The organism is Micromonospora sp. NPDC005367 (assembly GCF_040606825.1).
Lineage (GTDB): Bacteria > Actinomycetota > Actinomycetes > Mycobacteriales > Micromonosporaceae > Micromonospora.
Genome location: NZ_JBEXFP010000006.1, coordinates 26969 through 49967, shown reverse-complemented (window position 1 = coordinate 49967; position 22999 = coordinate 26969). Strand labels below are relative to the sequence as shown.

Below are 22999 nucleotides of genomic sequence, written 5' to 3'. Positions count from 1 at the left end.
GTGACTGACGGTCTGGACGAAGCCGTGCCGCGCCGGATCCGGCCCCTGTGGTTGGTGCTCACCCTGGTCGTGCTGCTGCTGTTCACCTGCGGTGTGCCGGCGGCGCTGCTGACAGCGGCGATCAGGGAGCCCGACGGACGGGCGATGGTGCAGCGGGCCGGGCCCGCGACGAGCGACCCGGCGACCCAGGCCGCGCGTGATCTCGCCGCCCGGATCGCCGCGGCGCTGGAACGACAGTCCGCTGCCCTGCTCGCGGGAGACCAGGCCGGCTTCCTCGCCGTGGCCGAGCCGACCGCGCACGCCGACCTGCGCCGCCGGTTCAACGCGTTGCGGGCGCTGCAGGTGACCACCTGGCGGGCCGAGGTGACCGGCCTGCCCACCGCGATGACCGACCGGCCGGGCGAGTGGCGGATTCTGGTGCGGTTCCAGTACTGCTTCGCTACGCCCGGCTGCCGCCCCAGCCCGGTGCTGGCCGGCACCCGGTGGCGCGACGCCGGGCAGCAGCCCCGGCTCGTCGCCGTCGAGGAGTCGAAGTCCGCGGAGACCGGCACCCGGCCGTGGGAGGTGGACGAACTGGTCGTGGCAGCCGGCGCGCGAACCAGCGTGGCGACGACGCCCGCGCTGCGCGGGAAGCTGCCCGCCCTGCTGACCCAGGCCGAGGCGGCGGCGAAGGTCGCCGACCGGTACGCGGTGGCCGGATCGCCGCCGGACCGTTACCTGATCTATTACGCCGGCCGCGCCGAGTGGGAACGCTGGTACGGGGGTGGTCGCCCGAAATGGACCGGCGGGTACGCGGTCAACGTCGGCGGTGGCCACCACGAGGTGGTGATCAACGCGGACGGGACGACGGCCGCCGGCCTGGACGATCTGCTCCGGCACGAGTTGACCCACGCCGCCTCGCTGCCCGAGCAGGGCTATCCGGGCAAGACCACCTGGTGGCTGGTGGAAGGGCTGGCCGAGTACGCGGGCGCCGACGGCCAGCCGGTGAGCCGCTACCAGGGCCTGGCCCAGGTGCGCGAGCTGGTTCGGGGCGGCTGGAACGGCCGGCTGGACGCCCTCGCGCCGGCCGACGACGCACCCGCGGCGCGGGTCGCCGGCAGCTACGGCCTCGGCTACCTGGCCGTCCGGCACCTCGTCGACCGTTTCGGTGAGCAGCGCCTGCTGGCCTTCGTCGCGGCCGTGCTGCACGACCGTACGCCGCCGGAGCAGGCCGCCGAGCAGGTTTTCGGCGAGGACTGGTCGGCCCTGCACAGCCAGTGTGTCGCCTACATCCGCACGCTGGCCGGCTGACCGCCACCGCCGTCGCGACGGACGATGCGGTCGGTCCCGGCCGTGCCATCCCGGACTTCATGATCCACCGGTGTCGGGTGGCTCCGGCGTACCTGCGACACTGGTCCCGCTCCCAGCGCGGAGCCCCGGTGCCGCGTCCGGAAGCGGCCCGGGGCACCCGCCCGGTGGCTCCGGTGGCGCCACCGGAGCCACCGGGCGCCTTCCGCCGCCCGGCTGCGCGCCGTGGCGGAGCGACTCCGGCACGCTCAGGTCCCGGCAACGGGACGCCCCGCGCGGTAGGGCGAATATCGCCTGCTCGGAACGGGTGAACCCGAGTCCGGAATCATGATCAGTTGCACGAAGGGATCGCGCCGGTCACAACGGCCCCGCTACCGTACTGGTAACACGCGCGTCGCCGGTCCGTGCGGGAGCATTCCGCCGGCACTGGCGCGTGCTGGGCATGGGATGGGTCGGGTGAGCCATGACCGGGTCGCAGTCCGACGGTCGACTGTCGGAGGTCAAGTTCCTGACCGTCGCCGAGGTGGCGACGGTCATGCGGGTGTCGAAGATGACGGTCTACCGCCTGGTGCACAGCGGTGAGCTGACCGCCGTGCGGGTCGGCCGGTCGTTCCGGGTGCCCGAGCACGCGGTGCACGAGTATCTCCGCGGTGCCTTTCAGGAAACCGCCTGATCAGCCGGGTCGGCCGGGGCACCCGGCCTGACCGGCCACGGCGGGCGCGAGGGATGAGCCGGCGGGCCCATGGGTGCGTACGGAAAGGCGTTCCGGGCAGCGCCGACGGGGTCGCCGGGCGTCGCGGTCGGGGCCCCGACCCAGCTCCGGCGGGCACATCGACGGGGCCGCGTTGGTCCTGCTGATGCTCTCCCGCTACCCTGGAGCCCGACCGTGACCGCACCCCGGTGCGCCCTGACGCCCGAACTGGTCCGGTCCGTTGTCCGCAAGCGGTCGCCGACGCCCACCCGCGTGGTGGTGGTAGCCGGTCCGCCCCGCACGTTGCATCGAAAGGCTTTCGTATGGGCTCGGTGGTCAAGAAGCGCCGCAAGCGCATGGCTAAGAAGAAGCACCGCAAGCTGCTGCGCAAGACCCGCGTCCAGCGTCGCCGTCTCGGCAAGTGACCGTTGCCGGGCCGACGGCCCGGCAACGGTCACTTGCCACCTGTCGACCCTCGGAGGCTCAGGTGATCAGGCCGTGGTTGTCCCGGCTCGATCCCGCCTGCCGAGGGAGGTGCGGAGGATGACCCCCGGTGGCACCCCTGGTGCTCCGGGGGTTGTCGTCGTCACCGGGGTGGGTCGCTATCTCGGCGCACACGTGGCCGCGCGGCTCGCCGCCGACAAGCGGATAGAACGGGTCATCGGCATCGACCCGCCCGAGTCCGGCGGGGAGCTCACCGACCTGCCCGACGGGGTGGAACGGCTCCGGGTCGACGGCGGCTCGCTCGGCAGCCTCCTCGCCGACCTGGACGTCGACGCGGTGGTACACCTCGCGCTCGTCACCGCCCCCGATCCGCAGCACGGCGGCCGCGGGGCGATGAAGGAGCAGAACGTCATCGGCACGATGCAACTGCTCGCCGCCTGTCAGCGGGCACCCCGGCTCCGCAAGCTCGTGATCCGCTCCTCGACGGCGGCGTACGGAGCCTCGTTCCGCGATCCGGCCGTCTTCACGGAGGAGACCGAACCCCGCGAAGTGCCGCGCGGCGGTTTCGGCCGCGACATCCTGGACATCGAGGGGTACGTCCGAGGCTTCCGCCGTCGCCGTCCCGACGTCACGGCGACGGTCCTGCGCTTCGCGCCGTTCATCGGCTCGACCGCCGACACGACGCTGACCCGATACTTCTCCCAGCCGCTCGTGCCGACCGTTCTCGGCCGGGATCCCCGGTTGCAGTTCCTGCACTTCGACGACGCCCTCGAGGTGCTGCACCGGTCCGTCGTCGAGGACCATCCCGGCACCTACAACGTGGCCGGGCCGGGTGTGCTCTCCCTGACGCAGGCGATCCGGCGGGCCGGCCGGGTGGCCGTACCGGTGCTGGAGCCCGGTCTCTCCAACGCCGCCGCGCTCGCGCGCACCCTCGGCTTCGGCCGCATCGGTCTGGACCAGGTCGACCTCTTCGTGCACGGCCGGGTGGTGGAGACCAGCCGGCTGGAGCGCGAGTACGCGTTCACGCCGCGCTCCACCGCCGCCGCCTTCGACGACTTCATCCGCGCCCACCACGGTCGGGCGGTGCTGACCCGCGAACAGTTGGCCGCCGCCGAGCAGGCGGTGCTGGACGGGATCCGGCAGGTGCGGGCCGCTGTCCGGGAGCGGTCGTGACCGGGGCGGGGCAGGAGCACGGTGGTGCCGGGGCGGGCGGCCGGTTCGACGTACCGATGGACGCCCCGGACCCGGCCGCGGACCCGGCACGACGCAACGGACACCGACGCAACGATCCGGCGGAGTCGGCTCGGCCGGCCGGGTCCGCGGTGGCCGACGTGCCCGGAGATCCCTGGGACCGCAAGGTGGCGAGCGGTCTGGAGTTCCTGCGCCGGCGGCTCTCCGGCGACTACGAGGTCGACGAGTTCGGCTTCGACCCGGAGCTGACCGAACGGGTCCTGCATCCGCTGGTGCGGGTGCTCTACCGGGACTGGTTCCGCACCGAGGTGACCGGGATCGAGAACGTCCCCGCCGACGGCGCCGGCCTGGTGGTGGGGAACCACTCCGGGACGGTGGCGCTGGACGCCCTGATCCTGGCGACCGCCCTGCACGACCGGCACCCCCGGCACCGGTTCCTCCGCCTGCTCGGCGCCGACCTGGTGTTCCGGATGCCGGTCGTCTCCGAGCTGGCGCGCAAGTCGGGCGGCACGGTGGCCTGCAACCCGGACGCGGAACGGCTGCTCGGCGGGGGTGAGCTGGTGGGCGTCTTCCCGGAAGGCTTCAAGGGCATCGGCAAGCTCTACGCCGACCGGTACAAGCTGCAACGCTTCGGCCGGGGTGGCTTCGTCTCGGCCGCGCTGCGTACCGGCACGCCGATCGTGCCGGTGGCGATCGTCGGTGGCGAGGAGATCTACCCGATGCTCGCCGACATCAAGCCGCTGGCCCGGCTGCTGAAGCTGCCCTACTTCCCGCTCACGCCGACCTTCCCCTGGCTCGGGCCGCTGGGCATGGTTCCGCTACCGAGCAAGTGGCTGATCGAGTTCTGCCCGCCGATCCCGACGGCACACCTGACCGACTCCGCCGACGACCCGCTGGTGGTCTTCAACCTCGCCGACCAGGTGCGGGAGACCATTCAGCAGACCCTGCACAAGTTGCTCGAGCGCCGTCCGGACCCGTTCGGCCCGTGAGCGGCCGGGCCCGTCTGGTCAGCCCGGTCGGCGGCGCCGGTGCAGCGCCATGCCGGCGCTGACCGCACCGACCAGGATGCCGGCCGCGGCGGTGGACGGTACGGCGATCTTGACGGCCCGGCGGCCGGTGCGGAAGTCGCACACCTCCCAGCCGTACTCCCGCGCGCGGCGCAGCAGCGCACCGTCCGGGTTCACCGCCACCGGTCGGCCGACCGCGGAGAGCAGCGGCAGGTCGTTGGCGGAGTCGCTGTAGGCGGCGCAGCGGGTGAGGTCGAGCCCTTCCACGGCGGCGAGTTGCCGCACCGCCTCGGCCTTCGCCGGCCCGTGCATCAGATCACCGGCCAGGCGGCCGGTGTACGCGCCGTCGACGATCTCGGCGACCGTGCCGATCGCCCCGGTCAATCCGAGCCGGGACGCGATCACCCGGCCGATCTCCACCGGCGCGGCGCTCACCAGCCAGACCCGCTCACCGGCGTCGAGATGCCGTTGGGCGAGCTGGCGGGTGCCCACCCAGATGCGGGGCGCCATCATCTCGTCGAAGATCTCCTGGGCGAGCCGCTCCATCTCGTCCACCCGCCAACCCTCGATGAAGGCGAGCGCGGCATCCCTGGCCTGCGACATGTCGCCGGCGTTTTCCCGAGCGAGCATCCGGAACCGGAGCTGCTGCCAGGCGAACCGGGCCAGGTCGGTGGTGGTGAAGTAGTTGCGGGCGGCGAGCCCACGGGCGAACCAGTAGATCGACGCGCCCTGCATCATCGTGTTGTCCACGTCGAAGAAAGCGGCCGCGGTGGGATCCGGTACGGAGGGCGGCGGGGCCGACTCGGCCTCCGCCCAGCCGGCGGTGTGGCCGTGTACGTCGGTGCTGACCGTCACCTTCCGGCTGCGAACCACTCGACCTCCCTCCCTGAACCGGTACGCCTCCAGCGAGCGTAGCCGGACCGGGGACGGCGGGCAGAGGTCTGACAGTGCCCGCCGGTCAGCGGTCAGCGGGGCAGGTGTCGGGAGCCGGGCCGAGGCTGTCACTGGCCACTGGCGCGGGGAGACCGCAGCCGAGCGCGGCGCGCAGCGCGTCGGAGCGCTCGCGGACGCTGTCGAGCAGCTCCAGCGACTCGCGGGTGCGGCCCCGGTTGGTGCGGTTGGCCCCGTCGAGCAGGTCGCTGACCGCGCGTCGCTGTTCGGTCACGAACGTGTTGACCGCGTCCAGGCTCGCCGCGTCAGCGCGCTGCACGGCGGCGGCGGTCAGCAGCCGTACGCCTTGGCGGGTGTCGGCGTCCATGTCGTCGAGTACGGTGCTGAAGCCGACGTGGTCGCCGCGCAGCTCGGCGGCCTCGCCGAGGCGGGTGCGGGCGAAGTCGAGGAAGAGTTGGCCGCGGCTGACGTCGGAGCTGGCCAGGGCGAGCTGCGCGCGTTCCGTCCCGCGCTTCATGCCGTACAGCGCGTCGCCCGGTACCGCGTTCTCGCTGGCGGCCGAGATGCCGGAGACGGCGATCGCGCCGGCCGCCACGCCGACCAGGATGGCGCCGCGGGCACGGGCTCGGCGCGCCGTGACCGAGGGCATCAGGGCGCCACGGGCACCCGCCGTGGCGCGCTCGCCGGCCGGTGCGGCCGTCGCGGTGGCCGGTGTGCCCAGCCCCTCGCGCTCGGCGGTGGCCAGCAGCATGGCGCGCAGCCCGGTGCGGAACTCCGGATCCACGTCGACCTTCGGGCGCTCGGCGACGAGCCGCTGGCCGACCGCCACGAGCGGGGCGAGTTCGTCGTCGACCCGGGACCGGACATGATGCCGTCGGGCGCCGTTGGCCTCGTCGAGAAGCTGGGCGAAGCGCTCGGCGCGCCGGCGGGAGAAGAGGGCGTTGTCCACCGCGGGCACCTCCTCTCGCTGGTCACGGCCGGTCGGCCGCCGTATGGGCGACGACCGGCGGCAGCGTGATACCGCGAGATGAGGTCGTGAGCAGGTGCGCCCGCCGACCTCGGAGTGCCCGGGGGGATACCGGGGCAACCACCGGTCGCACCCGGAGAAACGGAGCGCGCCGGGCACGGGTTACGGGCCTGGCGGGGCGGAAATGACAGAAAGTGACCGGAATCACCTTGCGAAATCGACTCTGTACTGCGCGATCGGAGATCGCGCAACGCCGGTTCCGTTAGTCGGACTACGCCTGGAAGCCGTCGGGCAGGAGGCGGGCCAGCGCACGCACCGCGCGGTACTGCAACGCCTTGATCGCACCCTCGTTCTTGCCCATCGCCCGGGCCGTCTCGGCCACGGAGAAGCCCTGGAGGAACCGGAGCACGATGCACTCCTGCTGCTCCGGGTTCAGTTGCTTGACCGCGCTGAGCAGGGCGACGTTCGTGATGTGCTCGACCACCGCCGCCTCCGGGCTCCCCTCCGGGCCGCGATCCTCGCGGTCGGCGTCGAGCACGTCGCCCGTGGTGACCTCCAGCCGGTAACGACCGGACTTGAAATGGTCGGCGACCAGGTTTCGGGCGATGGTGACGAGCCAGGCACCCAGGTCGCGGCCCTGCCAGGTGAAGCTGCCGATCCGCTTGAGTGCGCGCAGGAACGTGTCGGAGGTCAGGTCCTCGGCCAGTTGCCGGTTGCCGACCCGGAAGTAGACGAAGCGGAAGACCGTGTCGACGTACCGGTCGTAGATGAGGCCGAACGCTTCGGACTCACCGGCCTGCGCCCGTTCGACCAGGGCCCACACCTCGGTCGCCGGGTCGGACGGGTCGGGACGGCTCGGGAAGCCGGTGGTGCTGCTGGTGCCGGTGGGCGCGGGCGCGGTGGCCGCCGGCACGGCGGGCAGCACGGCCGTCTCACCCGCGGACGGGTCGGCCACGGCGGGGGCGTCGTCGACGCGGCGGCTCTGTACGGGCATGGTGGGCCGGGGTGGTGCGGCGACCCGGGCACCGGCCGGCATGGCGTTCCCGCCGGGCACCGCCGGCCGGGCCGGCGGCTCGTTGTGCTGCCGGTTTCGCAGCCGCTTGGCGGTGCCCTCGCCCTGTACGGCGAGCGCGGCGCCGTCGTCGTGGGTGCCCTGCCTGGCGGCGGCTCGTTCGTTCACCGTGCTGCGGGTGGCCTGACCGGTCAGACCGACCGGGCGTTCCGTGTAGCCGAAGGTGCTCATCGTGCGCCTCCCGTCCAGCCGGCCGTTGGCCGTGCCGGTCGTACCGCTCGACCGCGCCCGGCGGGCAAGCCGGGGGCGGACATGGCGGTTCCGGGGTGTGCCGGCGGGCGGCAAATCCCCTTGAGGTGCTGGTCCAATGCACTGACGGGCACGGGGGCCTCCTCGGGCTGAGGGGTGTCGACTCACGGCAAATGGGGTGAGCCGACCCGAGTGATGATAGGGGCCAACGTCACCCGCGCGTGGCAAGTCCGTTACACAGGGCCGAAGTATTTACCGCCGTGTCGCACCCATGGCGGACCGGTTGTCCGTCGTGTGCGGTTGACTTTGCGTGGTTCCGGTGGTCCGGAGTGGAACCCCTGGTCAGCACCTTCATATAGGACGTCCCCCGGGCGTGTCGGTCGGCCGGCCGACACGCCGCCGACGGGACGGTCGTGGCGCGGTGCGACGTCCCATCGATGAGACGCGATTGGATCACCGATGGCACAGTGTCCCGTCCCGTTGACGGGACTGCCGGCGCGGACGGTGCGCGTCCGGAGCATGGCCGCCGACCGACCGCTGTGCCAGACTCAGCCACCGTGCAGGACGCAGTGAACAGAGCCGTCCCGAACCTCGCCGACCGGGTACGCCGGGCGGCCGTCGCCCACGGTGACCGACCGGCGCTGCGCTGGCGGGACCGGACGATCAGCTGGTCCGAACTGGACGCCGCGGTGACCGCGGCGGCCCACGCGCTCGTCGCCGCCGTCGAACCGGGCCCCGCAGGGCAGCCGCCCCGAGTCGCCATCGCCCTGCCCAACACACCGGACTTCGTGGTCAGCTACCTCGGCACCCTGCGCGCCGGGCTCGTCGCCGTGCCGGTCAACGCCGGCCTCACCGGGCCGGAACTGCGGCACGTGCTCGCGGACTCCGGCGCGGCGGTGCTCATCGCCACCGAACGGGTCCGCGGCCTCGTCGCCCCGTACGCCGGGGAGCTGCCGGGACTCACCGCGGTGCACACCAGCCCGCCGGCCGGCAGTTCCGACGCCGCCACCGACCTCCCCGTGCGCGGTGGTGACGATCTCGCGGTGCTGCTCTACACCTCCGGCACCGAGGGTCGGCCCAAGGGGGCGATGCTGTCGCACGGCGCGCTGCTGGCCAACCTGGAGCAGGTGAGCCGCATCGAGCCACCGGTGGTCGGGCCGGAGGACATCGTGCTGTTGGCGCTGCCCTTGTTCCACGCGTACGGGCTCAACTCGGGGCTCGGCGCGGTGATCCACCACGGCGCGACAGGTGTGCTGGTGGACGAACTCGGCCCGGACATGGCGCTCGCCGAGATCGCCCGGCACCGGGTCACCGTGCTGGTCGGCGTACCGTCGATGGTGCTGGCCTGGTCCACGGCGGGCGCCGACGCGCTGGCCGCGGCGATGGCGTCGGTCCGGCTGGTGGTCTGCGGCGCGGCGCCCCTGGAGCCGGCCGTGGCGGCCCGCTTCACCTCCGCCGCCGGATGTCCGGTGCACATCGGGTACGGCCTCACCGAGACCGCCCCGGTGCTCACCTCCACCCTGGTCGGTCGCGGCCCCAAGTCCGGCTCGATCGGTCGGCCGCTGCCCGGTGTCGAGCTGCGCCTGGTGGCCGCCGACGGCACCGAACTCTGGCACGACGGGGTGCCCGCGCCGGACGACGACCCCGACGGGCCGGACCTCTCGGACGCCGCGCCGGGCACCGACCCCGGCCAGATCGTCGTGCGGGGCGCGAACCTCTTCGCCGGTTACTGGCCGGACGGGCGGGACGGCCCGGATGCCGCGGGCTGGTGGTCCACCGGCGACGTCGCGTACGCCGACGAGGACGGTGACCTCTTCCTGGTCGACCGGCTCGGCGAGTTGATCCTGGTCAACGGCTTCAACGTCTACCCGCGCGAGGTGGAGTCGGTGCTCGACGGGCACCCGGGGGTGGCCGAGTCGGCGGTACTGGGTGTGCCGCACCCGCGGACCGGCGAGACTGTCCGGGCGTACGTGGTCCGGGCGCCCGGAGTCCCGGTGACGGCGGAGGAGTTGCTCGGCCACTGCGCACGGAACCTGGCCCGGTTCAAGTGCCCGACCGGCGTCGAGTTCGTCGACGCCCTGCCGCACTCGGTGATCGGTAAGGTCCGTAAGACCCTGCTTCGGTCGGCGACCGCCACGACCGCCTCGGTGCCGTCCCCGGCGGTGCCGGTCGACGACCTGTCGGTTCCGGCCGACCCGCGTACGGAGGTGCCCGATGGCCAGTGACGCCAGGCTCACCCTGATCACCCGACCCGACTGCCACCTCTGCGATGAGGCGCGCGCCGCGTTGGGACGGGTGGTCGCGGTCACCGGCGACCGGTGGGTCGAGTGGGACGTCACCGAAGACCTGGAGCTGGAACGCGACTACGGCGACCGGCTGCCGGTGGTGCTGCTCGACGGCAAGGAGCACGGCTACTGGCGGGTGGAGGAGGAACGGCTGCTGCGGGACCTCACCACTCCCCAGCTGTGAGCGGCGCCCGGTAGCCTTCCCCGACATGACCCCCGCACGCCCCCATCTGGTCTGGGACTGGAACGGCACCCTGCTCAACGACCTCAGCCTGGTGGTCGCCGCCACCAACGTCGCGTTCGCCAGCGTCGGCGGCCCGAGCGTGACCGCGGACGAGCACCGGGTGCGGTTCCGCCGACCGGTCGCCGAGTACTACGCCGACGTGCTCGGCCAGGCGGTCGACGACGAGGCGTTCGGCCGGCTGGACCGGATCTTCCACGAGGCGTACCGCAACGGACTGACCACCTGTGAGCTGGCCGCCGACGCGCGGACCGCGATGCAGACGTGGCCCGGCAGCCAGTCGCTGCTCTCCATGTGGTTCCACGACGAGCTGGTGCCGACGGTGCACGGCTTCGGGCTGACCGGGAACTTCCTGCGGGTGGACGGGCTCCGCGGCGGGCTCGGCGGCGACCGCAAGGCCGAGTCGCTCCAGAAGCACCTCGCCGAACTGGGCCTGGAGGGGAGTTCGGTGGTGCTGGTGGGCGACTCGATCGACGACGCGGACGCCGCCGTAGCGGTGGGCGCCGGCGTGGTGCTCTACACGGGCGGCTTCACCGACCCGGCCCGGCTGCGCGCCTCCGGCCACCCGGTCGCCGACACCCTGACCGAGGCCGCGAGGCTGGCCCGGACCCTGCCCTGACCCCGCCCGCGGCGGTGGCGGCTCGGCTAGTTGCGCAGGTAGGTCAGGACGGCCAGGACCCGGCGGTGCTGCTCGGTGTCGGGTGGCAGGTTGAGCTTGGTGAAGATGTTGCGTACGTGCTTCTCCACCGCTCCGTCGCTCACCACGAGGGTGCGTGCGATCGCCGTGTTGGACCGTCCCTCGGCCATCAGCCCGAGCACCTCCCGCTCGCGCGGGGTCAGCTCGCGTAGCGGGTCGTCGCGGCGGCGCCGGGCGAACAGCTGGCCGACGACCTCCGGGTCGAGCACCGTACCCCCCGCGGCCACCCGCCGCAGCCCGTCCAGGAACTCGTCGATCGCGGCCACCCGATCCTTGAGCAGGTAGCCGATCCCGCCGCCGCCGGCGCCGCCGGTGGTGGCCAGCAGGTCGTCGGCGTACGACACCTCCACGTACTGGGAGAGGACCAGGACCGGACTGCGCGGCACCAGCTGGCGGGCCTGCACCGCCGCCCGCAGCCCCTCGTCGGTGTGCGTGGGCGGCATCCGCACGTCGACGATCGACACGTCCGGCCGGTGCTCCACCACCGCCTCGACCAGGGCGTCTCCGTCACCCACGACGGCCACCACGTCGTGCCCGGTCTCGGTCAGCAGCCGCACCAGTCCCTCGCGGAGCAGGACGGCGTCATCGGCGATCACCACGCGCATGGTGGTGTTGTCTACCATGCCGGCCTCACAGCGGCAGGTCGGCGCGGACCTCGGTGGGTCCGCCGGGCGGGCTGACCACCACCAGTTCGCCGCCCGCGGCCCGGACCCGGTCGGCGATTCCGGCCAGCCCGTGGCCCTTCGCCACGTGCGCGCCGCCCTGGCCGTCGTCGCCGACGCTCACCGCGAGCCGCCGGCCCGACCGTTGCACGCTCACCTGGCACTCGGTCGCCCGGCTGTGCTTGGCGACGTTGGTGAGCGATTCGGCCACCACGAAGTACGCGGTGTTCTCCACGGCCGGGTCGAGTCGGCCGGTCGGGCTGCCGAGTTCCGGGTCGACCCGCAGCTCGATCGGGATCAGCCCGCGCCCGGCGAGCGCGGCAAGGGCGCTGGGCAGGCCGCGGTCGACCAGGATCGGCGGCGCGATGCCCCGGGAGAGAGCCCGCAGTTCGGCCAGCGTGTCCCGGGTCTGCGCGACGGCCTCGTCCAGGGTCCGCCCGGCGGCCTCCGGGTCGGAGGCGAGTTGCTGGCGGGCGCGGCTGAGATCCATCGCCAACCGGACCAGCCGTTGCTGGGGGCCGTCGTGGATGTCCCGTTCCAGCCGGCGCAGGGCGGTCGCCTCGGCGGAGGCCGCGGCCCGCTTCTGCTCCTCGAGCACGATGATCCGGTCGCGCATCTCCGCCACCCCGGTGAGCATCGCCCGGGCGAAGCGGGCCTGTAGCAGGGCGCAGCCGCGGACCACGATCGGCAGAGTGATCAGGAAGAAGACGCCGACGGCGGTGTAGAGGCCGACGCGGCTGAGCGTGGAGCTTCCCAGGCCGAGCAGTTCGGCCAGGTCGGTCTCGTCGGGGCTGCGCGGCAGCGCCCAGTCGTACACCCAGTAGAGCGTGCCGCCGACGGCTCCCGCCCACCACACCACGGTCACCACGAAGGTGCTCACCGTGACGATCAGCTTGAAGATGCCGTGCGCCAGATCGAGCCAGGACTGGGCGTCGGCGATCGGTACGAAGATCCGCCGCCAGGCGCTCGCGCCCGGTTCCGCCGCCCGGTAGTGGGGACGTACCCGGGGCTGGTGCAGTACGGAGGGCAGCCGTAGCCGTTCGATGTCGGCCAGGCCCCGGGCGGCGTACAGGGTGCCCGCGAGTACGGGCAGGCCGATCACCGTCACCATCAGGCCGATGCCGAGCGCCGTGCCGGCCAGGAGCACGACGAAGCTGGCCAGCGCCAGCGGAAGGCCGAGCAGCACGTAGCCGGAGTCGAGCAGGAGTTGACGGGTGACGGTCGGCGCCAGTTTCGACTGGTTGGCGACGACGGTGACGGTGGTCATGTCCAAAGGCTAGGCAAAGCTCGGTCACCGGCCCATCCCGTAGCCCGCCCTCTGCACCGTAGGGCTTCCCCTACCTCCGACTTTTCGATCGGTGGCGGCTGAGGTTTCGGCCGGAAAATGCCGGATCAAGCGCATTTAGCGGGCGAATAGGAGGCGGCAACGGCGCGGGATTGGTCAGAGAAGTCGGGATTGAGCAATAATCGCCTCGCGGTTCCGGCAGCCGCGCCGGATCGATCTTGTGGAATGGAGGGCCAGGTGGAGCCGCATCGCGAGCTGACAAGATCGCGATTTGTGCACCTCTTCACAAGCGCCTACTCTGTAATTTCGACGCGCCCTGCTAGCACAGCCGGCACCCTCGGTCGCCAGCGGGAGTCCCGAAGCGGCCGACCGCCGGAGTTGGCCGAGGATCGCACCGCACGGAGTCTCATGAGTCAGCACCGTCACCCTGGCGCGCCCGGTAGCGCCGGTGCCGTACCGGCGCTCCCGGACCTGCCCGAGGCGACCGTCGCGCGGCTCCCGGAATACCTCCGCGCCCTGCACAACCTCGCCGACAGCGGCGACGAGACCGTCTCCAGCGAGGGGCTGGCCGCCGCTGCCGGGGTCAACTCCGCCAAGCTCCGCAAGGACCTCTCCCACCTCGGCTCGTACGGCACCCGCGGGGTCGGCTATGACGTGGCGCTGCTGATCGGGCAGATCGAGTCCGTGCTCGGGCTCACCCAACGCCGGGCGGTCGCCCTGGTCGGCGTGGGTAATCTCGGTCACGCCCTGGCCGGCTACGACGGGTTCGCCAGCCGGGGCTTCCGGATCGCCGCGCTCTTCGACGCGGATCCGGCCCGGGTGGGCGAGGAGATAAATGGCCTGGTCGTGCAGCATGTCGACGAGTTGTCCCGGGTCGCCGCCGAGGAGTCGATAGCGATAGGCGTGATAGCTACGCCGGCCGCCGCCGCTCAGCCGGTGGCCGATCAACTGGTCGCGGTCGGCGTGACAAGCATCCTCAACTTCGCGCCGTGCGTACTCTCGGTCCCGGAGGGCGTGGACGTACGCAAGGTCGACCTCGCCATCGAGCTGCAGATTCTGTCGTTCCACGAGCACCGCAAGGCGTCGCTGACCGCGCTGCCCGCCGCCGGCGGGTCCGCCCTCACCGCACTGCCGGGTGGGCTCGCGGGCGGCGACTCCCAGGAGGCGATAGGTACGTGAAACTCCTCGCCGTAGGTGCGTCCTACCGCACCGCCCCGGTTGCCACGCTGGAGCGGCTGGCGGCGCCGCCCGCAGAGTTCATCCGCATCCTGGACCGGTTGGTCGCCCAGCCGTACGTGAGCGAGGCGGTGCTGGTCTCCACCTGTAACCGGGTGGAGGTGTACGCCGCCGTGTCCGGTTTCCACGGCGGTCTCGGTGACATCTGCGCCGTCCTCGCCGAGCAGGCCGACTGCTCGCCGACGGCGCTCGCCAACCACCTCTACGTGCACTACGACGCCGCGGCGGTGAACCACGTCTTCCGGGTCGCCACCGGGCTGGACTCGATGGTGGTCGGCGAGGCACAGATCCTCGGTCAGCTCCGGGACGCGTACCACTGGGCCACCGACGCCGACTCGGCCGGTCGTCTGCTGCACGAGCTGATGCAGCAGGCGCTGCGGGTGGGCAAGCGCGCGCACGCCGAGACCGGCATCGACCGCGCCGGGCAGAGCGTGGTCACCGCCGCGCTGGAGCTGGCCGCCGCTCACTTCGACGGCGACCTCGCCGGCCGCTCCGCCATGGTGGTCGGGGCCGGCGCGATGGGCTCGCTGGGCATGGCGACGCTCGCCCGGCTCGGTGCGGGGCCGCTCACCGTCACGAACCGGGGGGCCGACCGTGCCGTCCGGCTGGCCGAGTCGTACGGAGCGACGGCCGTCCCGATGGCAGAGCTGACCGCCGCGCTTTCCACAGTGGACATCGTAGTGGCCGCGACGGCGGCCATCGAACCGGTCCTCACCCGGCCGGTGGTGGCTCGGGCGCTGGCCGAACGTGACCGCGCGCGGGGGCCGCTGGTCCTGCTCGACCTCGCCGTACCGCGGGACGTCGAGGTCGGGGTGGCCGAGCTGCCCGGGGTCGAGGTGATCGACATCGAGCGGATGGCCGCCCTGCTCGCCGAGGGACCCGCCGCCAGTGACGCGCTGGCCGTGGAGCAGATCGTCACCACCGAGGTCGACAGCTTCCTCAACTGGCTGCGCGGCGCGGACGTCGCACCCACCGTCGCCGCCCTGCGTGGGCGCGCCGACGACGTGGTCACCGCGGAGCTGCGCCGGCTGGCCCAGCGGCGGCCGGACTTCACCGACGACCAGCGCGCCGAGGTGGCCCGGACGGTGCACCGGGTGGTGCAGCGGCTGCTGCACCAGCCGACCGTCCGCGTCCGGCAGCTGGCCTCGGAGCCCGGGGGCGACCAGTACGCGGCCCTGCTCCGCGAGCTGTTCGACCTCGAGGTGCCGCAGACCTCCCCGGTCGACACCGTCCCTGACGTGATGGAGACCGACCCCGCCCCGTCCACCGGAGGTGAACGATGATCACCCCTCTGCGCCTCGGCACCCGGGGCAGCGCCCTGGCCATGGCCCAGTCCGGCCACGTCGCCGAGGCACTCACCGCGGCCACCGGTCGCCCGGTCGAGCTGGTCGAGGTGGTCACCGCCGGCGACCGCTCGAAGGCGCCGGTGCGCCGGCTCGGCGTCGGCGTATTCGTCTCCGCGCTGCGGGACGCGCTCGCCGCGCGCACCATCGACTTCGCGGTGCACTCCTACAAGGACCTGCCCACCGCGACCGCCCCCGGGCTGCACATCGCGGCGGTGCCGCTCCGGGAGGACCCGCGCGACGCGCTGGTCGCCCGGAACGGCCGTACGCTCGCCGAGCTGCCTCCCGGGGCCACGGTCGGCACCGGCTCGCTGCGTCGTATGGCCCAACTGCACGCCTTGGGGATGCAGCTGGAGGTCACTCCGATGCGGGGCAACGTCGACACCCGGCTGGGCCGGGTGCTTGGCTCGGACGCCGACCTCGACGCGGTCGTCCTGGCCCGGGCCGGTCTCAGCCGACTCGGGCGGGCCGGGGAGATCACCGAGACGCTCGACCCGATGCTGATGCTGCCCGCGCCCGCCCAGGGTGCGTTGGCGGTGGAGTGCCGGGCCGACGACTCGGATCTGATCGAACTGCTCGCCGTGCTCGACCATGCACCGTCCCGCGCCGCGGTCACCGCGGAGCGGGCGTTGCTGGCGACCCTCGAGGCCGGGTGCAGCGCGCCTGTCGCCGCCTACGCCGAACTCGCCGAGGGCGACGCCGGCGAGGAGATCTATCTGCGCGGGGCGGTGATCAGCCCGGACGGCACCCGTGACATCCGGCTGTCCCGCACCGGAACGCCCGCCGATGCGGCGGAGATCGGCAAGGCACTCGCCGCCGAACTCCTCGACCTCGGCGCCGACACGATCCTCGGCCACGAAGGACACACCGGCCCGGGGACCCAGCAAATTGGGAGCACAGAATGACCCGCACCCGTAAGCCCGTAGGCCGCATCGCGTTCGTCGGGGCCGGTCCCGGCGACCCGGGCCTGCTGACCCGCCGGGCGCACGACGCCCTGGTCGACGCCGACCAGGTGGTGTACGACCGGGGAGTACCCGAGTCGTTGCTCGCCGCCGTACGCGCTGACGCGCGTGCGGACGCGGAGTTCACCCCGGCGGAAGGCGCGCCGGGAGACGTGGCCAAGGTGCTGATCTCCGCGGCCCGTGCCGGGCAGAACGCGGTTCACCTGGTCGCCGGCGACCCGTTCGGCCACGACTCGGTGGTCAAGGAGGTGCAGGCCGTGGCCCGCACCGCCGCCCACTTCGAGGTGGTACCGGGTGTGGGCCAGGCGGAGGGCGTCGCCGCGTACGCGGGTGTGCCGCTGCCGGGCGTACGCACTGCGGCCGACATCGAGGACGTCAGCGCGCTGGACTTCGAGGCGCTGGCCGCGGCGGTGACCCGCGGCTCGGTCGCGCTCTCCGTGGACGCGGGTGACCTGGCCGCGGTCCGGGACGGCCTGCTCTCGGCAGGGGTGGACGGCACCACGGCGGTGGGCGTGACCGGCGACGGCACCGGGGAGACGCAGTACACGACCACCTCGACGGTGGACAGCTTCGTCGCGGCCGCGCTCGGCTTCACCGGCCGGGTGGTGCTCACCCTCGGCGAGGGCGTCGGTGAGCGGGACAAACTCAGCTGGTGGGAGAACCGGCCGCTGTACGGCTGGAAGGTGCTCGTGCCGCGTACGAAGGAGCAGGCCGGTGTGATGAGCGCCCGGCTGCGCGCGTACGGGGCGATCCCGTGCGAGGTGCCGACCATCGCGGTCGAGCCCCCGCGTACCCCGGCCCAGATGGAGCGGGCGGTCAAGGGCCTGGTCGACGGCCGGTACGCCTGGGTGGTCTTCACCTCGGTGAACGCGGTCCGCGCGGTCTGGGAGAAGTTCGCCGAGCACGGCCTCGACGCCCGGCACTTCGGCGGCGTGAAGATCGCTTGCATCGGCGAGGCGACCGCGGAGGCCGTGCGCGCGTTCGGCATCCAGCCGGAGCTGCTCCCGTCCGGTGAGCAGTCGTCCGAGGGCCTGCTGGCCGAGTTCTCGCCGCACGACGAGGTGCTCGACCCGGTCGGCCGGGTGCTGCTGCCGCGCGCCGACATCGCCACCGAGACGCTCGCCGCCGGGCTAACCGAGCGCGGCTGGGAGGTCGACGACGTGACCGCGTACCGGACGGTCCGGGCGGCGCCGCCGCCGGCCGACATCCGCGACGCGATCAAGTCGGGCGGTTTCGACGCGGTGCTCTTCACCTCGTCCTCGACCGTCCGAAACCTGGTCGGCATCGCCGGAAAGCCGCACGCGCGTACCGTTGTCGCCGTGATCGGGCCGAAGACGGCGGAGACGGCCACGGAATTCGGCCTGCGGGTCGACGTCCAGCCGCAGCACGCCTCGGTTCCCGATCTGGTGGAGGCGCTCGCCGCCTACGCCGTCGAACTGCGGGAGAAGCTCGCCGCGATGCCGGCGAAGCAGCGCCGTGGTTCGAAGGTGCAGGGTCCGACCGCCCTGAGGTTCCGGTAGTCATCAGGAGTAATCCATGTCGTACCCCGAGATCCGGCCCCGCCGGTTGCGCCGCACCCCCGCGATGCGGCGGCTGGTGGCCGAGACGCGCGTGAACCCGGCCGAGCTGATCCTGCCGATGTTCGTCAAGGAGGGGTTGACCGGTCCTCGGGCGATCACCTCGCTCCCGGGAGTGCTCCAGCACTCCCGGGACTCGCTCCGGAAGGCTGCCGTGGAGGCGGTCCAGACCGGGGTCGGCGGGATCATGCTCTTCGGCATTCCGGAGCAGCGCGATCCGTCCGGCTCCGGCGGCGCCGACCCGGACGGCATCCTCAACGTGGCGATCCGGGACGTGATCGCCGAGGTCGGTGACGCCACCGTGGTGATGAGCGACCTCTGCCTGGACGAGTTCACCTCGCACGGGCACTGCGGCCTGCTCACCCCCGACGGTGAGGTGGACAACGACGCCACCCTGACCGCGTACGCCGACATGGCGATCGTCCAGGCCGAGGCCGGGGTCCACGTGGTCGGGCCGTCCGGGATGATGGACGGCCAGGTCGGGGTGGTCCGGCGGGCGCTCGACGCCGCCGGTCACCAGGACGTGACGGTGCTGGCGTACGCCGCGAAGTACGCCTCGGCGTTCTTCGGCCCGTTCCGGGAGGCCGTGGAGTCGGCGCTGGAGGGGGACCGCCGCACCTACCAGCAGGATCCGGCCAACCTCCGGGAGTCGCTGCGCGAGGTGGCGCTCGACGTCGCCGAGGGCGCCGACATGGTGATGGTCAAGCCGGCACTGCCGTACCTGGACGTGCTCTCGGCGGTACGCGACGCGGTCGACGTGCCGGTCGCCGCATACCAGGTCTCCGGCGAGTACGCCATGGTCGAGGCGGCCGCCGCGAACGGCTGGATCGACCGGGAGGCGGCGATCCTGGAGACACTCACCTCGATCCGTCGAGCCGGTGCTCAGATGATCCTCACCTACTGGGCGGTCGAGGCCGCCCATTTGCTCCGCGAGCGCTACTGACCCGGGCCCACCCGGCGCACCCGTCGCACCCGGCGCATCCGTCGAACCCGTCGCGGCCCAACGGCCGCGGCGGGTTCGAGTGATCGCGGCGGCCGCACCGACAGGTCAAGGTTCTCCCGGAGTGGGGTGCCGGGACGGCCTCGGCCGAGATGGATTCCGTCACGGAGAGTGGCGACTCGGCCTCCGCCCCATATCCCGCGCGACGCCTTTGCTCTGCACCCCTATACGCGCCACTCACGCACGGCAACTGGCGCGTATGGGGGTGCAGAGCAAAGGCGGCGGAGAGGTGTTCCTCGGGTCGCCGGCCTCCACGGAAAAGTTCCTGCTCATGGCGTTGAATCGTGGGGCGGGGTGGGGTGACCGTCGGTTCAGTGATCACCCAAGCGTTACCCTGGGTGATGTTTGAGCGCTGATGGGGTTCGTTACTAAGCGTTAGTCTGCCGTCGGTCACTGCCCGGTGGACGAACGCCGAACGGAACCGCGCCGGAGGCCGGCGAGGCCGAGGGCTGTCCACAGGGCCCGACGTTGTCCACAGGCGGCATGGACGGGATTGCGGGACGCGACGCCGACGGGGAGGGTGAGCGTATGAGCGACGCCCCGACGAAACCCACCGGTGAGGCGGGCGACGCCGCGACGGGACTCACCGGTGAGGCGGGCGACGCCGCCGTGCCCTGGCCGGTCGTGGGTGTGGTGCGGGCGATCCGCCGCCGAGCCGATCTGAGCCAGCGAGAGCTGGCGCGCCGAGCGGGCGTGCACCACGCGACCGTGGGACGGATAGAGGCCGGTCGGCTCGCACCGAGCATCGAACTGCTCTGCCGCATCATCGGCGTCGCGGGTCACCGGCTCGCCGTCGTCGACGAGTCCGGGCGCGTGCTGAGGCCGATGCGGGACTGGGCGGACACGCGCGACGGGGCTGACCGCCGCTACCCCTCGCACCTGGACGCGATCCTCGACCCCGAGCCGGGGGAGTGGTGGGCGGACGTCTACGGCCTGGCGCGGCCGCCCGAGACGTTCTACCGCGACCGGGACGTCCGGGACGCGATGCGACGACGCAGCCAGTGGGAGGTGCGAGTGGCGAAGTATCGCAACGTGCCGCCGCCGCCACGCCAGATCCGGTACGGGTGACGCCTTGCCTCGGTCGTCTCAGCGCGCCGCGTCGAGCCGGTGCACCAACTCGGCCACGTCGACGCTGTATTCGCACCAATCGCGGTCGGGCCGGTAGCCCAGCTCGGCGTTGACTTTCAGCATCGCCTCGTTGGCCTGGGCGTTCCAGGTCTGCACCTCGCTCAGCTCGGGTGCGGCCGAGCGCAGCTCCAGCAGCATTCGTGCCTTGATCGCCCGGTCGATGCCGTAGCCGCGGTGGTCCTGCGCCACGATCGTGTCGTACTGGTCGGCGCGGGTCGGGTGCTGGGCCGGCACCACCACCTCGGTCAGGCCGGCCACCTCGCCGGTCTGCTCGTGCAGGGCCAGCACGATGTACGGCCGCATGCCACGTCGGTGCAGGCAGTCCAGGCTGTCCCGCAGCCGCTGCGCGTCGTAGGAGCTGGGGCGCAGTTCGCCGTCCTCGATGTCCCGCACCTCGGCCTTCGCCCGCGCGTACGCCTCGATCAGCTCGTCCGGCGGCCCGTCCGGGTGGAACTCCAGGTGGTATCCGGCACCCACGCCGCCGGCCATCTCGGCCAGGTCCGCCCAGTCGACCGTCGAAAGGTCGAGCACGCTGCGGGTTTCGACGTACTCCCGGGTGAAGCCGAGTGACTCGTAGAAATCGACGGCGGGCGTGTCGCCGACCACCTCGGCGCCGATCGAGGAGAAGCCCTCCTGGTAGACCCGATGGGCCGCGACCCGGACCAGCTCACGGCCGAGGCCGGTACGCCGCACGGCCGGATGCACCAGCACCTCCAGCACCCCGATGTCACCGAGCAGCAGCACGTGCACCTGACCCAGGACCGCGTCGGACGGGGCATTGGCCGCCGACTCCGGCTGCGCGACCCAGGAGATCCGCCGCTGACCCGGCATCACCTCGGTGAGGTACTCCCGCAGCGAACCGTTCTGCCACGGAGGGTCCTGCGGCATGTCGGCCGCGAGGACCGCGTTCAGCGTGTCCAGCAGCGACGCGATCTCGGCAGACGACGCGGTCCGGGCGTCCCACTCGCGCACCATCACCCGTCTAGCTTGCCGCTAATGACAGCCTGGGGGAAGTGTCCAGTTCTCCAAATGTATGCAAACGATCACTTCACGTACGACTGGCCTGTCCGTACTGGTTCGCGGTGTCGAACACCTTCTGCACGTATGGGCGGACGTCGTTGTACGACAGGATCGCGTCCCACCAGTCGGCGGGGATGCTCAGATTACGGCCGTTGCGGCACAGGTAGTTGGCAGCCGCCAGGGCGGCGTCGTCGATGTCGTGCGGGTCCTTCTTGCCGTCGTTGTCCGCGTCCACGCCGACCTCGTTCCAGGTGGTCGGGATGAACTGCATCGGCCCGATCGCGTGGTCGTAGGCGGTGTCCTTGTCGAGAGATCCCCGGTCGGTGTCGACGATGCGCATCCGGCCGCCCTGCCCGTCCAACGGCAGGCCGATGATCTCCGGGGTGGCCCGTCCGTTGCTGTCGAGGCTGGCACCGTTGGCCTGCCCGTGCGAGGACTCGACGAAGCCGATGGCGGCCAGCGTGGTCCAGTTCAGCGCGCAGCTCCGGTTCGTCTGGGCGAGCACCAGCTCCGCGTAGCCGTACGCCTCCATGGCGGTCGACGAGATCCCGACCTTGGGTCCGATCGTCTTGGCCCAGTTGGCCAGGGCGTCCGCGGGGCGGCCCCCGACCGCCGGCCCGGTCGGCTGCACCCCCGGCGCCGCGGTGGTGGGCAGCCCACCAGGCAGACCCCCGGGCAGCCCGGTCGGTGAAGTCCCGGGTAGCGGCGCGGTGGTGTCGGCGGTGGCGTCGACCGCGACCGGGCGCGGCGCTTCTACCGCCGCCGGGACCACCAGCGCCCCGGCGGCCGCCGTCGCCGCCACCAGCACGAGGAGGAACAATCCCGGCAGGGTGAGCCGGCCACTCGGCCGCCGCGACCACGCCCGGGTCGCCCGGGCGGCGGCAGCCGCGGCCCGACGGGGACGCAGGCGTACGGCGTGCGCGAACGGCACCCGGCGCCGGCTGGACCGCGCGGCGGGCGAATCACCGGCGGTTGCCCCGGTCGGGTCCTGTGGCTTCGGGCCACTCCCCGTCTCGTCGGCGGTCACCGCCGTGCCGCCGTTGGACTCCGGCTCGGAGCCGGCCTTCGGCGTGGCGTCCGGCGTCGTGGTGGCGTCGGCCCGCGGCCCGTCGGTCTTCGGATCGTCGGTCTTCGGATCGTCGGTCTTCGTGGTGTCGGCCCGCGGCCGGTCGGCCTTCGGGTCGGTGCCCGCGGTCGCCTCGGCCGGCGAGCCCGGTGTCGCCGCGTCGGCGTCGGTCGGGGCGCTGCCCGGGTCGGTCTTCGGTCCGTCGGATGCGGTTAGCGCGGTCGGTGCGCCGTCCGGTGCGGCCGGCCCGGCAGAACCGGTGTCCGCGGCCGCCGTCGGGTCGTCCTTCGGCCGGGGCGAGTCGGCCTTGTCCGTCGACGAGGGCTCGTCCGGAGCGTGCGACTTCAGCCAGGGGCGTCGGGGACGAGGCACCTGCCGGGGCACCGGATCAGGTGCCGCACCGGACTCGGCGACCGCCCCGTCGGGCGGCGCGGCCGGTCGCAGGGGCCGAAGGGTCGATCTGTCCTCGCCGTCCACCACCCGTCGAGTATCACCCATCCCTCGCGACACGTCAGGCCCCCACGTACCCTGAACGCATGCCCCGGTACGACTTCCGCTGCCGCGCCTGCGGCGCAACCTTCGAGGTCAAACGCCCGATGGTCCAGGCCGGTGAGCCGGCCGCGTGCCCCGAGGGACATGTGGACACTGTGAAGCTGCTCTCCACCGTCGCGGTCACCGGCCGCAGCGGCGGTGCCGCCGGCGGCGTCCCGGCTCCCGCCGGAGGCGGCTGCTGCGGCGGCGCCTGCGGCTGCTGAGCC

At 72.7% G+C, this 22999-nt stretch carries 22 protein-coding genes and 1 pseudogene; 16 read left to right on the top strand and 7 right to left on the bottom strand.

What is annotated here, in order from left to right:
* The 6 genes and pseudogenes from ABZS42_RS06545 (at nucleotide 1) to ABZS42_RS06520 (ending at nucleotide 4602) form a co-directional block, all read left to right on the top strand.
* Nucleotides 1–1290, top strand: coding sequence for a hypothetical protein (locus tag ABZS42_RS06545; protein WP_355142930.1), 1290 nt, complete (start codon nucleotides 1–3; stop codon nucleotides 1288–1290).
* A gap of 52 nt (nucleotides 1291–1342) precedes the next feature.
* A pseudogene (locus tag ABZS42_RS06540) lies at nucleotides 1343–1489 on the top strand (ABC transporter ATP-binding protein); the annotation flags it as partial.
* 261 nt (nucleotides 1490–1750) lie between these two features.
* A complete protein-coding gene (locus ABZS42_RS06535; RefSeq protein WP_076466789.1) occupies nucleotides 1751–1960 on the top strand; it encodes a helix-turn-helix domain-containing protein in 210 nt (69 codons plus the stop codon).
* A 341-nt stretch (nucleotides 1961–2301) separates the two neighbouring features.
* Nucleotides 2302–2403, top strand: coding sequence for an AURKAIP1/COX24 domain-containing protein (locus tag ABZS42_RS06530; RefSeq protein WP_007465623.1), 102 nt, complete (start codon nucleotides 2302–2304; stop codon nucleotides 2401–2403).
* A gap of 118 nt (nucleotides 2404–2521) precedes the next feature.
* A complete protein-coding gene (locus tag ABZS42_RS06525) occupies nucleotides 2522–3595 on the top strand; it encodes an NAD-dependent epimerase/dehydratase family protein (RefSeq protein WP_355142929.1) in 1074 nt (357 codons plus the stop codon).
* 56 nt (nucleotides 3596–3651) lie between these two features.
* A complete protein-coding gene (locus ABZS42_RS06520) occupies nucleotides 3652–4602 on the top strand; it encodes a lysophospholipid acyltransferase family protein (RefSeq protein WP_355143068.1) in 951 nt (316 codons plus the stop codon).
* A gap of 18 nt (nucleotides 4603–4620) precedes the next feature.
* On the opposite strand, the gene ABZS42_RS06515 is transcribed toward ABZS42_RS06520, so the two are convergent.
* The 3 genes from ABZS42_RS06515 to ABZS42_RS06505 form a co-directional block, all read right to left on the bottom strand.
* The gene (locus ABZS42_RS06515; RefSeq protein ID WP_355142928.1) at nucleotides 4621–5493 is read right to left on the bottom strand and encodes an HAD-IB family hydrolase; all 873 of its coding nucleotides are present in this window, start codon (nucleotides 5491–5493) and stop codon (nucleotides 4621–4623) included.
* 85 nt (nucleotides 5494–5578) lie between these two features.
* A complete protein-coding gene (locus tag ABZS42_RS06510; RefSeq protein ID WP_355142927.1) occupies nucleotides 5579–6460 on the bottom strand; it encodes a DUF5667 domain-containing protein in 882 nt (293 codons plus the stop codon).
* Between the two features lie 289 nt (nucleotides 6461–6749).
* Entirely contained in the window at nucleotides 6750–7721 is a 972-nt protein-coding gene (locus tag ABZS42_RS06505) for an ECF subfamily RNA polymerase sigma factor, BldN family (RefSeq protein WP_355142926.1), read from the bottom strand.
* A gap of 575 nt (nucleotides 7722–8296) precedes the next feature.
* On the opposite strand from ABZS42_RS06505, the gene ABZS42_RS06500 reads away from it, so the two are divergent.
* From ABZS42_RS06500 to ABZS42_RS06490, 3 genes are read left to right on the top strand one after another with little or no spacing between them, the layout of a single operon-like run.
* Entirely contained in the window at nucleotides 8297–9964 is a 1668-nt protein-coding gene (locus ABZS42_RS06500) for an AMP-binding protein (protein WP_355142925.1), read from the top strand.
* Nucleotides 9954–10208 carry a glutaredoxin family protein gene (locus ABZS42_RS06495; protein ID WP_355142924.1) on the top strand — a complete coding sequence of 85 codons (255 nt, stop codon included), beginning with the start codon at nucleotides 9954–9956 and terminating at the stop codon, nucleotides 10206–10208. The genes ABZS42_RS06500 and ABZS42_RS06495 overlap by 11 nt, the downstream gene beginning before the upstream one ends.
* A gap of 25 nt (nucleotides 10209–10233) precedes the next feature.
* Nucleotides 10234–10884, top strand: a complete 651-nt coding sequence (locus ABZS42_RS06490; RefSeq protein ID WP_355142923.1) for an HAD hydrolase-like protein — start codon at nucleotides 10234–10236, stop codon at nucleotides 10882–10884.
* Between the two features lie 26 nt (nucleotides 10885–10910).
* On the opposite strand, the gene ABZS42_RS06485 is transcribed toward ABZS42_RS06490, so the two are convergent.
* Nucleotides 10911–11567, bottom strand: coding sequence for a response regulator transcription factor (locus ABZS42_RS06485; protein ID WP_355143067.1), 657 nt, complete (start codon nucleotides 11565–11567; stop codon nucleotides 10911–10913).
* Nucleotides 11568–11592: 25 nt separating this feature from the next.
* Nucleotides 11593–12891 (bottom strand): sensor histidine kinase, encoded by a 1299-nt coding sequence (locus tag ABZS42_RS06480; protein WP_355142922.1) that lies wholly within the window; start codon nucleotides 12889–12891, stop codon nucleotides 11593–11595.
* A 426-nt stretch (nucleotides 12892–13317) separates the two neighbouring features.
* Here ABZS42_RS06480 and ABZS42_RS06475 point away from each other — a divergent pair, with 426 nt between their 5' ends.
* The 6 genes from ABZS42_RS06475 to ABZS42_RS06450 all read left to right on the top strand — a co-directional run bounded on the left by ABZS42_RS06475 (nucleotide 13318) and on the right by ABZS42_RS06450 (nucleotide 20095).
* Entirely contained in the window at nucleotides 13318–14088 is a 771-nt protein-coding gene (locus tag ABZS42_RS06475) for a redox-sensing transcriptional repressor Rex (RefSeq protein WP_355142921.1), read from the top strand.
* Nucleotides 14085–15428: a glutamyl-tRNA reductase gene (locus ABZS42_RS06470; protein ID WP_355142920.1), complete on the top strand. Its 1344-nt coding sequence runs from the start codon at nucleotides 14085–14087 to the stop codon at nucleotides 15426–15428. The genes ABZS42_RS06475 and ABZS42_RS06470 overlap by 4 nt, the downstream gene beginning before the upstream one ends.
* Nucleotides 15425–16393 carry a hydroxymethylbilane synthase gene (hemC, locus tag ABZS42_RS06465; protein WP_355142919.1) on the top strand — a complete coding sequence of 323 codons (969 nt, stop codon included), beginning with the start codon at nucleotides 15425–15427 and terminating at the stop codon, nucleotides 16391–16393. Before ABZS42_RS06470 ends, hemC begins: the two co-directional genes overlap by 4 nt.
* Nucleotides 16390–17970 (top strand): uroporphyrinogen-III synthase, encoded by a 1581-nt coding sequence (locus tag ABZS42_RS06460; RefSeq protein WP_355142918.1) that lies wholly within the window; start codon nucleotides 16390–16392, stop codon nucleotides 17968–17970. The genes hemC and ABZS42_RS06460 overlap by 4 nt, the downstream gene beginning before the upstream one ends.
* Before the next feature lie 16 nt (nucleotides 17971–17986).
* On the top strand, nucleotides 17987–18970 hold the full coding sequence (hemB, locus tag ABZS42_RS06455) for a porphobilinogen synthase (protein ID WP_355142917.1): 984 nt from the start codon (nucleotides 17987–17989) through the stop codon (nucleotides 18968–18970).
* Nucleotides 18971–19555: 585 nt separating this feature from the next.
* Nucleotides 19556–20095, top strand: coding sequence for a helix-turn-helix domain-containing protein (locus tag ABZS42_RS06450; protein WP_355142916.1), 540 nt, complete (start codon nucleotides 19556–19558; stop codon nucleotides 20093–20095).
* Between the two features lie 18 nt (nucleotides 20096–20113).
* Here ABZS42_RS06450 and ABZS42_RS06445 read toward each other — a convergent pair whose 3' ends face one another.
* The gene (locus ABZS42_RS06445; RefSeq protein WP_355143066.1) at nucleotides 20114–21130 is read right to left on the bottom strand and encodes a GNAT family N-acetyltransferase; all 1017 of its coding nucleotides are present in this window, start codon (nucleotides 21128–21130) and stop codon (nucleotides 20114–20116) included.
* Between the two features lie 73 nt (nucleotides 21131–21203).
* Nucleotides 21204–22739: a lytic murein transglycosylase gene (locus ABZS42_RS06440; RefSeq protein ID WP_355142915.1), complete on the bottom strand. Its 1536-nt coding sequence runs from the start codon at nucleotides 22737–22739 to the stop codon at nucleotides 21204–21206.
* A gap of 38 nt (nucleotides 22740–22777) precedes the next feature.
* On the opposite strand from ABZS42_RS06440, the gene ABZS42_RS06435 reads away from it, so the two are divergent.
* Complete coding sequence (locus tag ABZS42_RS06435) at nucleotides 22778–22996, top strand: zinc ribbon domain-containing protein (protein ID WP_355142914.1); 219 nt, start codon at nucleotides 22778–22780, stop codon at nucleotides 22994–22996.
* The last annotated feature ends 3 nt before the right edge of the window (nucleotides 22997–22999 follow it).

Excerpts from the sequence above, each read along its gene's own strand:
- ABZS42_RS06445 (WP_355143066.1), bottom strand. The coding sequence starts at position 21,130 with ATGGTGCGCGAGTGGGACGCCCGGACCGCGTCGTCTGCCGAGATCGCG.
- hemC (WP_355142919.1), top strand. The coding sequence starts at position 15,425 with ATGATCACCCCTCTGCGCCTCGGCACCCGGGGCAGCGCCCTGGCCATG.
- ABZS42_RS06460 (WP_355142918.1), top strand. The coding sequence starts at position 16,390 with ATGACCCGCACCCGTAAGCCCGTAGGCCGCATCGCGTTCGTCGGGGCC.
- ABZS42_RS06485 (WP_355143067.1), bottom strand. The coding sequence starts at position 11,567 with ATGCGCGTGGTGATCGCCGATGACGCCGTCCTGCTCCGCGAGGGACTG.
- ABZS42_RS06535 (WP_076466789.1), top strand. The coding sequence starts at position 1,751 with ATGACCGGGTCGCAGTCCGACGGTCGACTGTCGGAGGTCAAGTTCCTG.
- ABZS42_RS06495 (WP_355142924.1), top strand. The coding sequence starts at position 9,954 with ATGGCCAGTGACGCCAGGCTCACCCTGATCACCCGACCCGACTGCCAC.
- hemB (WP_355142917.1), top strand. The coding sequence starts at position 17,987 with ATGTCGTACCCCGAGATCCGGCCCCGCCGGTTGCGCCGCACCCCCGCG.
- ABZS42_RS06490 (WP_355142923.1), top strand. The coding sequence starts at position 10,234 with ATGACCCCCGCACGCCCCCATCTGGTCTGGGACTGGAACGGCACCCTG.
- ABZS42_RS06520 (WP_355143068.1), top strand. The coding sequence starts at position 3,652 with ATGGACGCCCCGGACCCGGCCGCGGACCCGGCACGACGCAACGGACAC.
- ABZS42_RS06475 (WP_355142921.1), top strand. The coding sequence starts at position 13,318 with ATGAGTCAGCACCGTCACCCTGGCGCGCCCGGTAGCGCCGGTGCCGTA.
- ABZS42_RS06505 (WP_355142926.1), bottom strand. The coding sequence starts at position 7,721 with ATGAGCACCTTCGGCTACACGGAACGCCCGGTCGGTCTGACCGGTCAG.
- ABZS42_RS06525 (WP_355142929.1), top strand. The coding sequence starts at position 2,522 with ATGACCCCCGGTGGCACCCCTGGTGCTCCGGGGGTTGTCGTCGTCACC.
- ABZS42_RS06440 (WP_355142915.1), bottom strand. The coding sequence starts at position 22,739 with ATGGGTGATACTCGACGGGTGGTGGACGGCGAGGACAGATCGACCCTT.
- ABZS42_RS06480 (WP_355142922.1), bottom strand. The coding sequence starts at position 12,891 with ATGACCACCGTCACCGTCGTCGCCAACCAGTCGAAACTGGCGCCGACC.
- ABZS42_RS06450 (WP_355142916.1), top strand. The coding sequence starts at position 19,556 with ATGAGCGACGCCCCGACGAAACCCACCGGTGAGGCGGGCGACGCCGCG.
- ABZS42_RS06530 (WP_007465623.1), top strand. The coding sequence starts at position 2,302 with ATGGGCTCGGTGGTCAAGAAGCGCCGCAAGCGCATGGCTAAGAAGAAG.
- ABZS42_RS06435 (WP_355142914.1), top strand. The coding sequence starts at position 22,778 with ATGCCCCGGTACGACTTCCGCTGCCGCGCCTGCGGCGCAACCTTCGAG.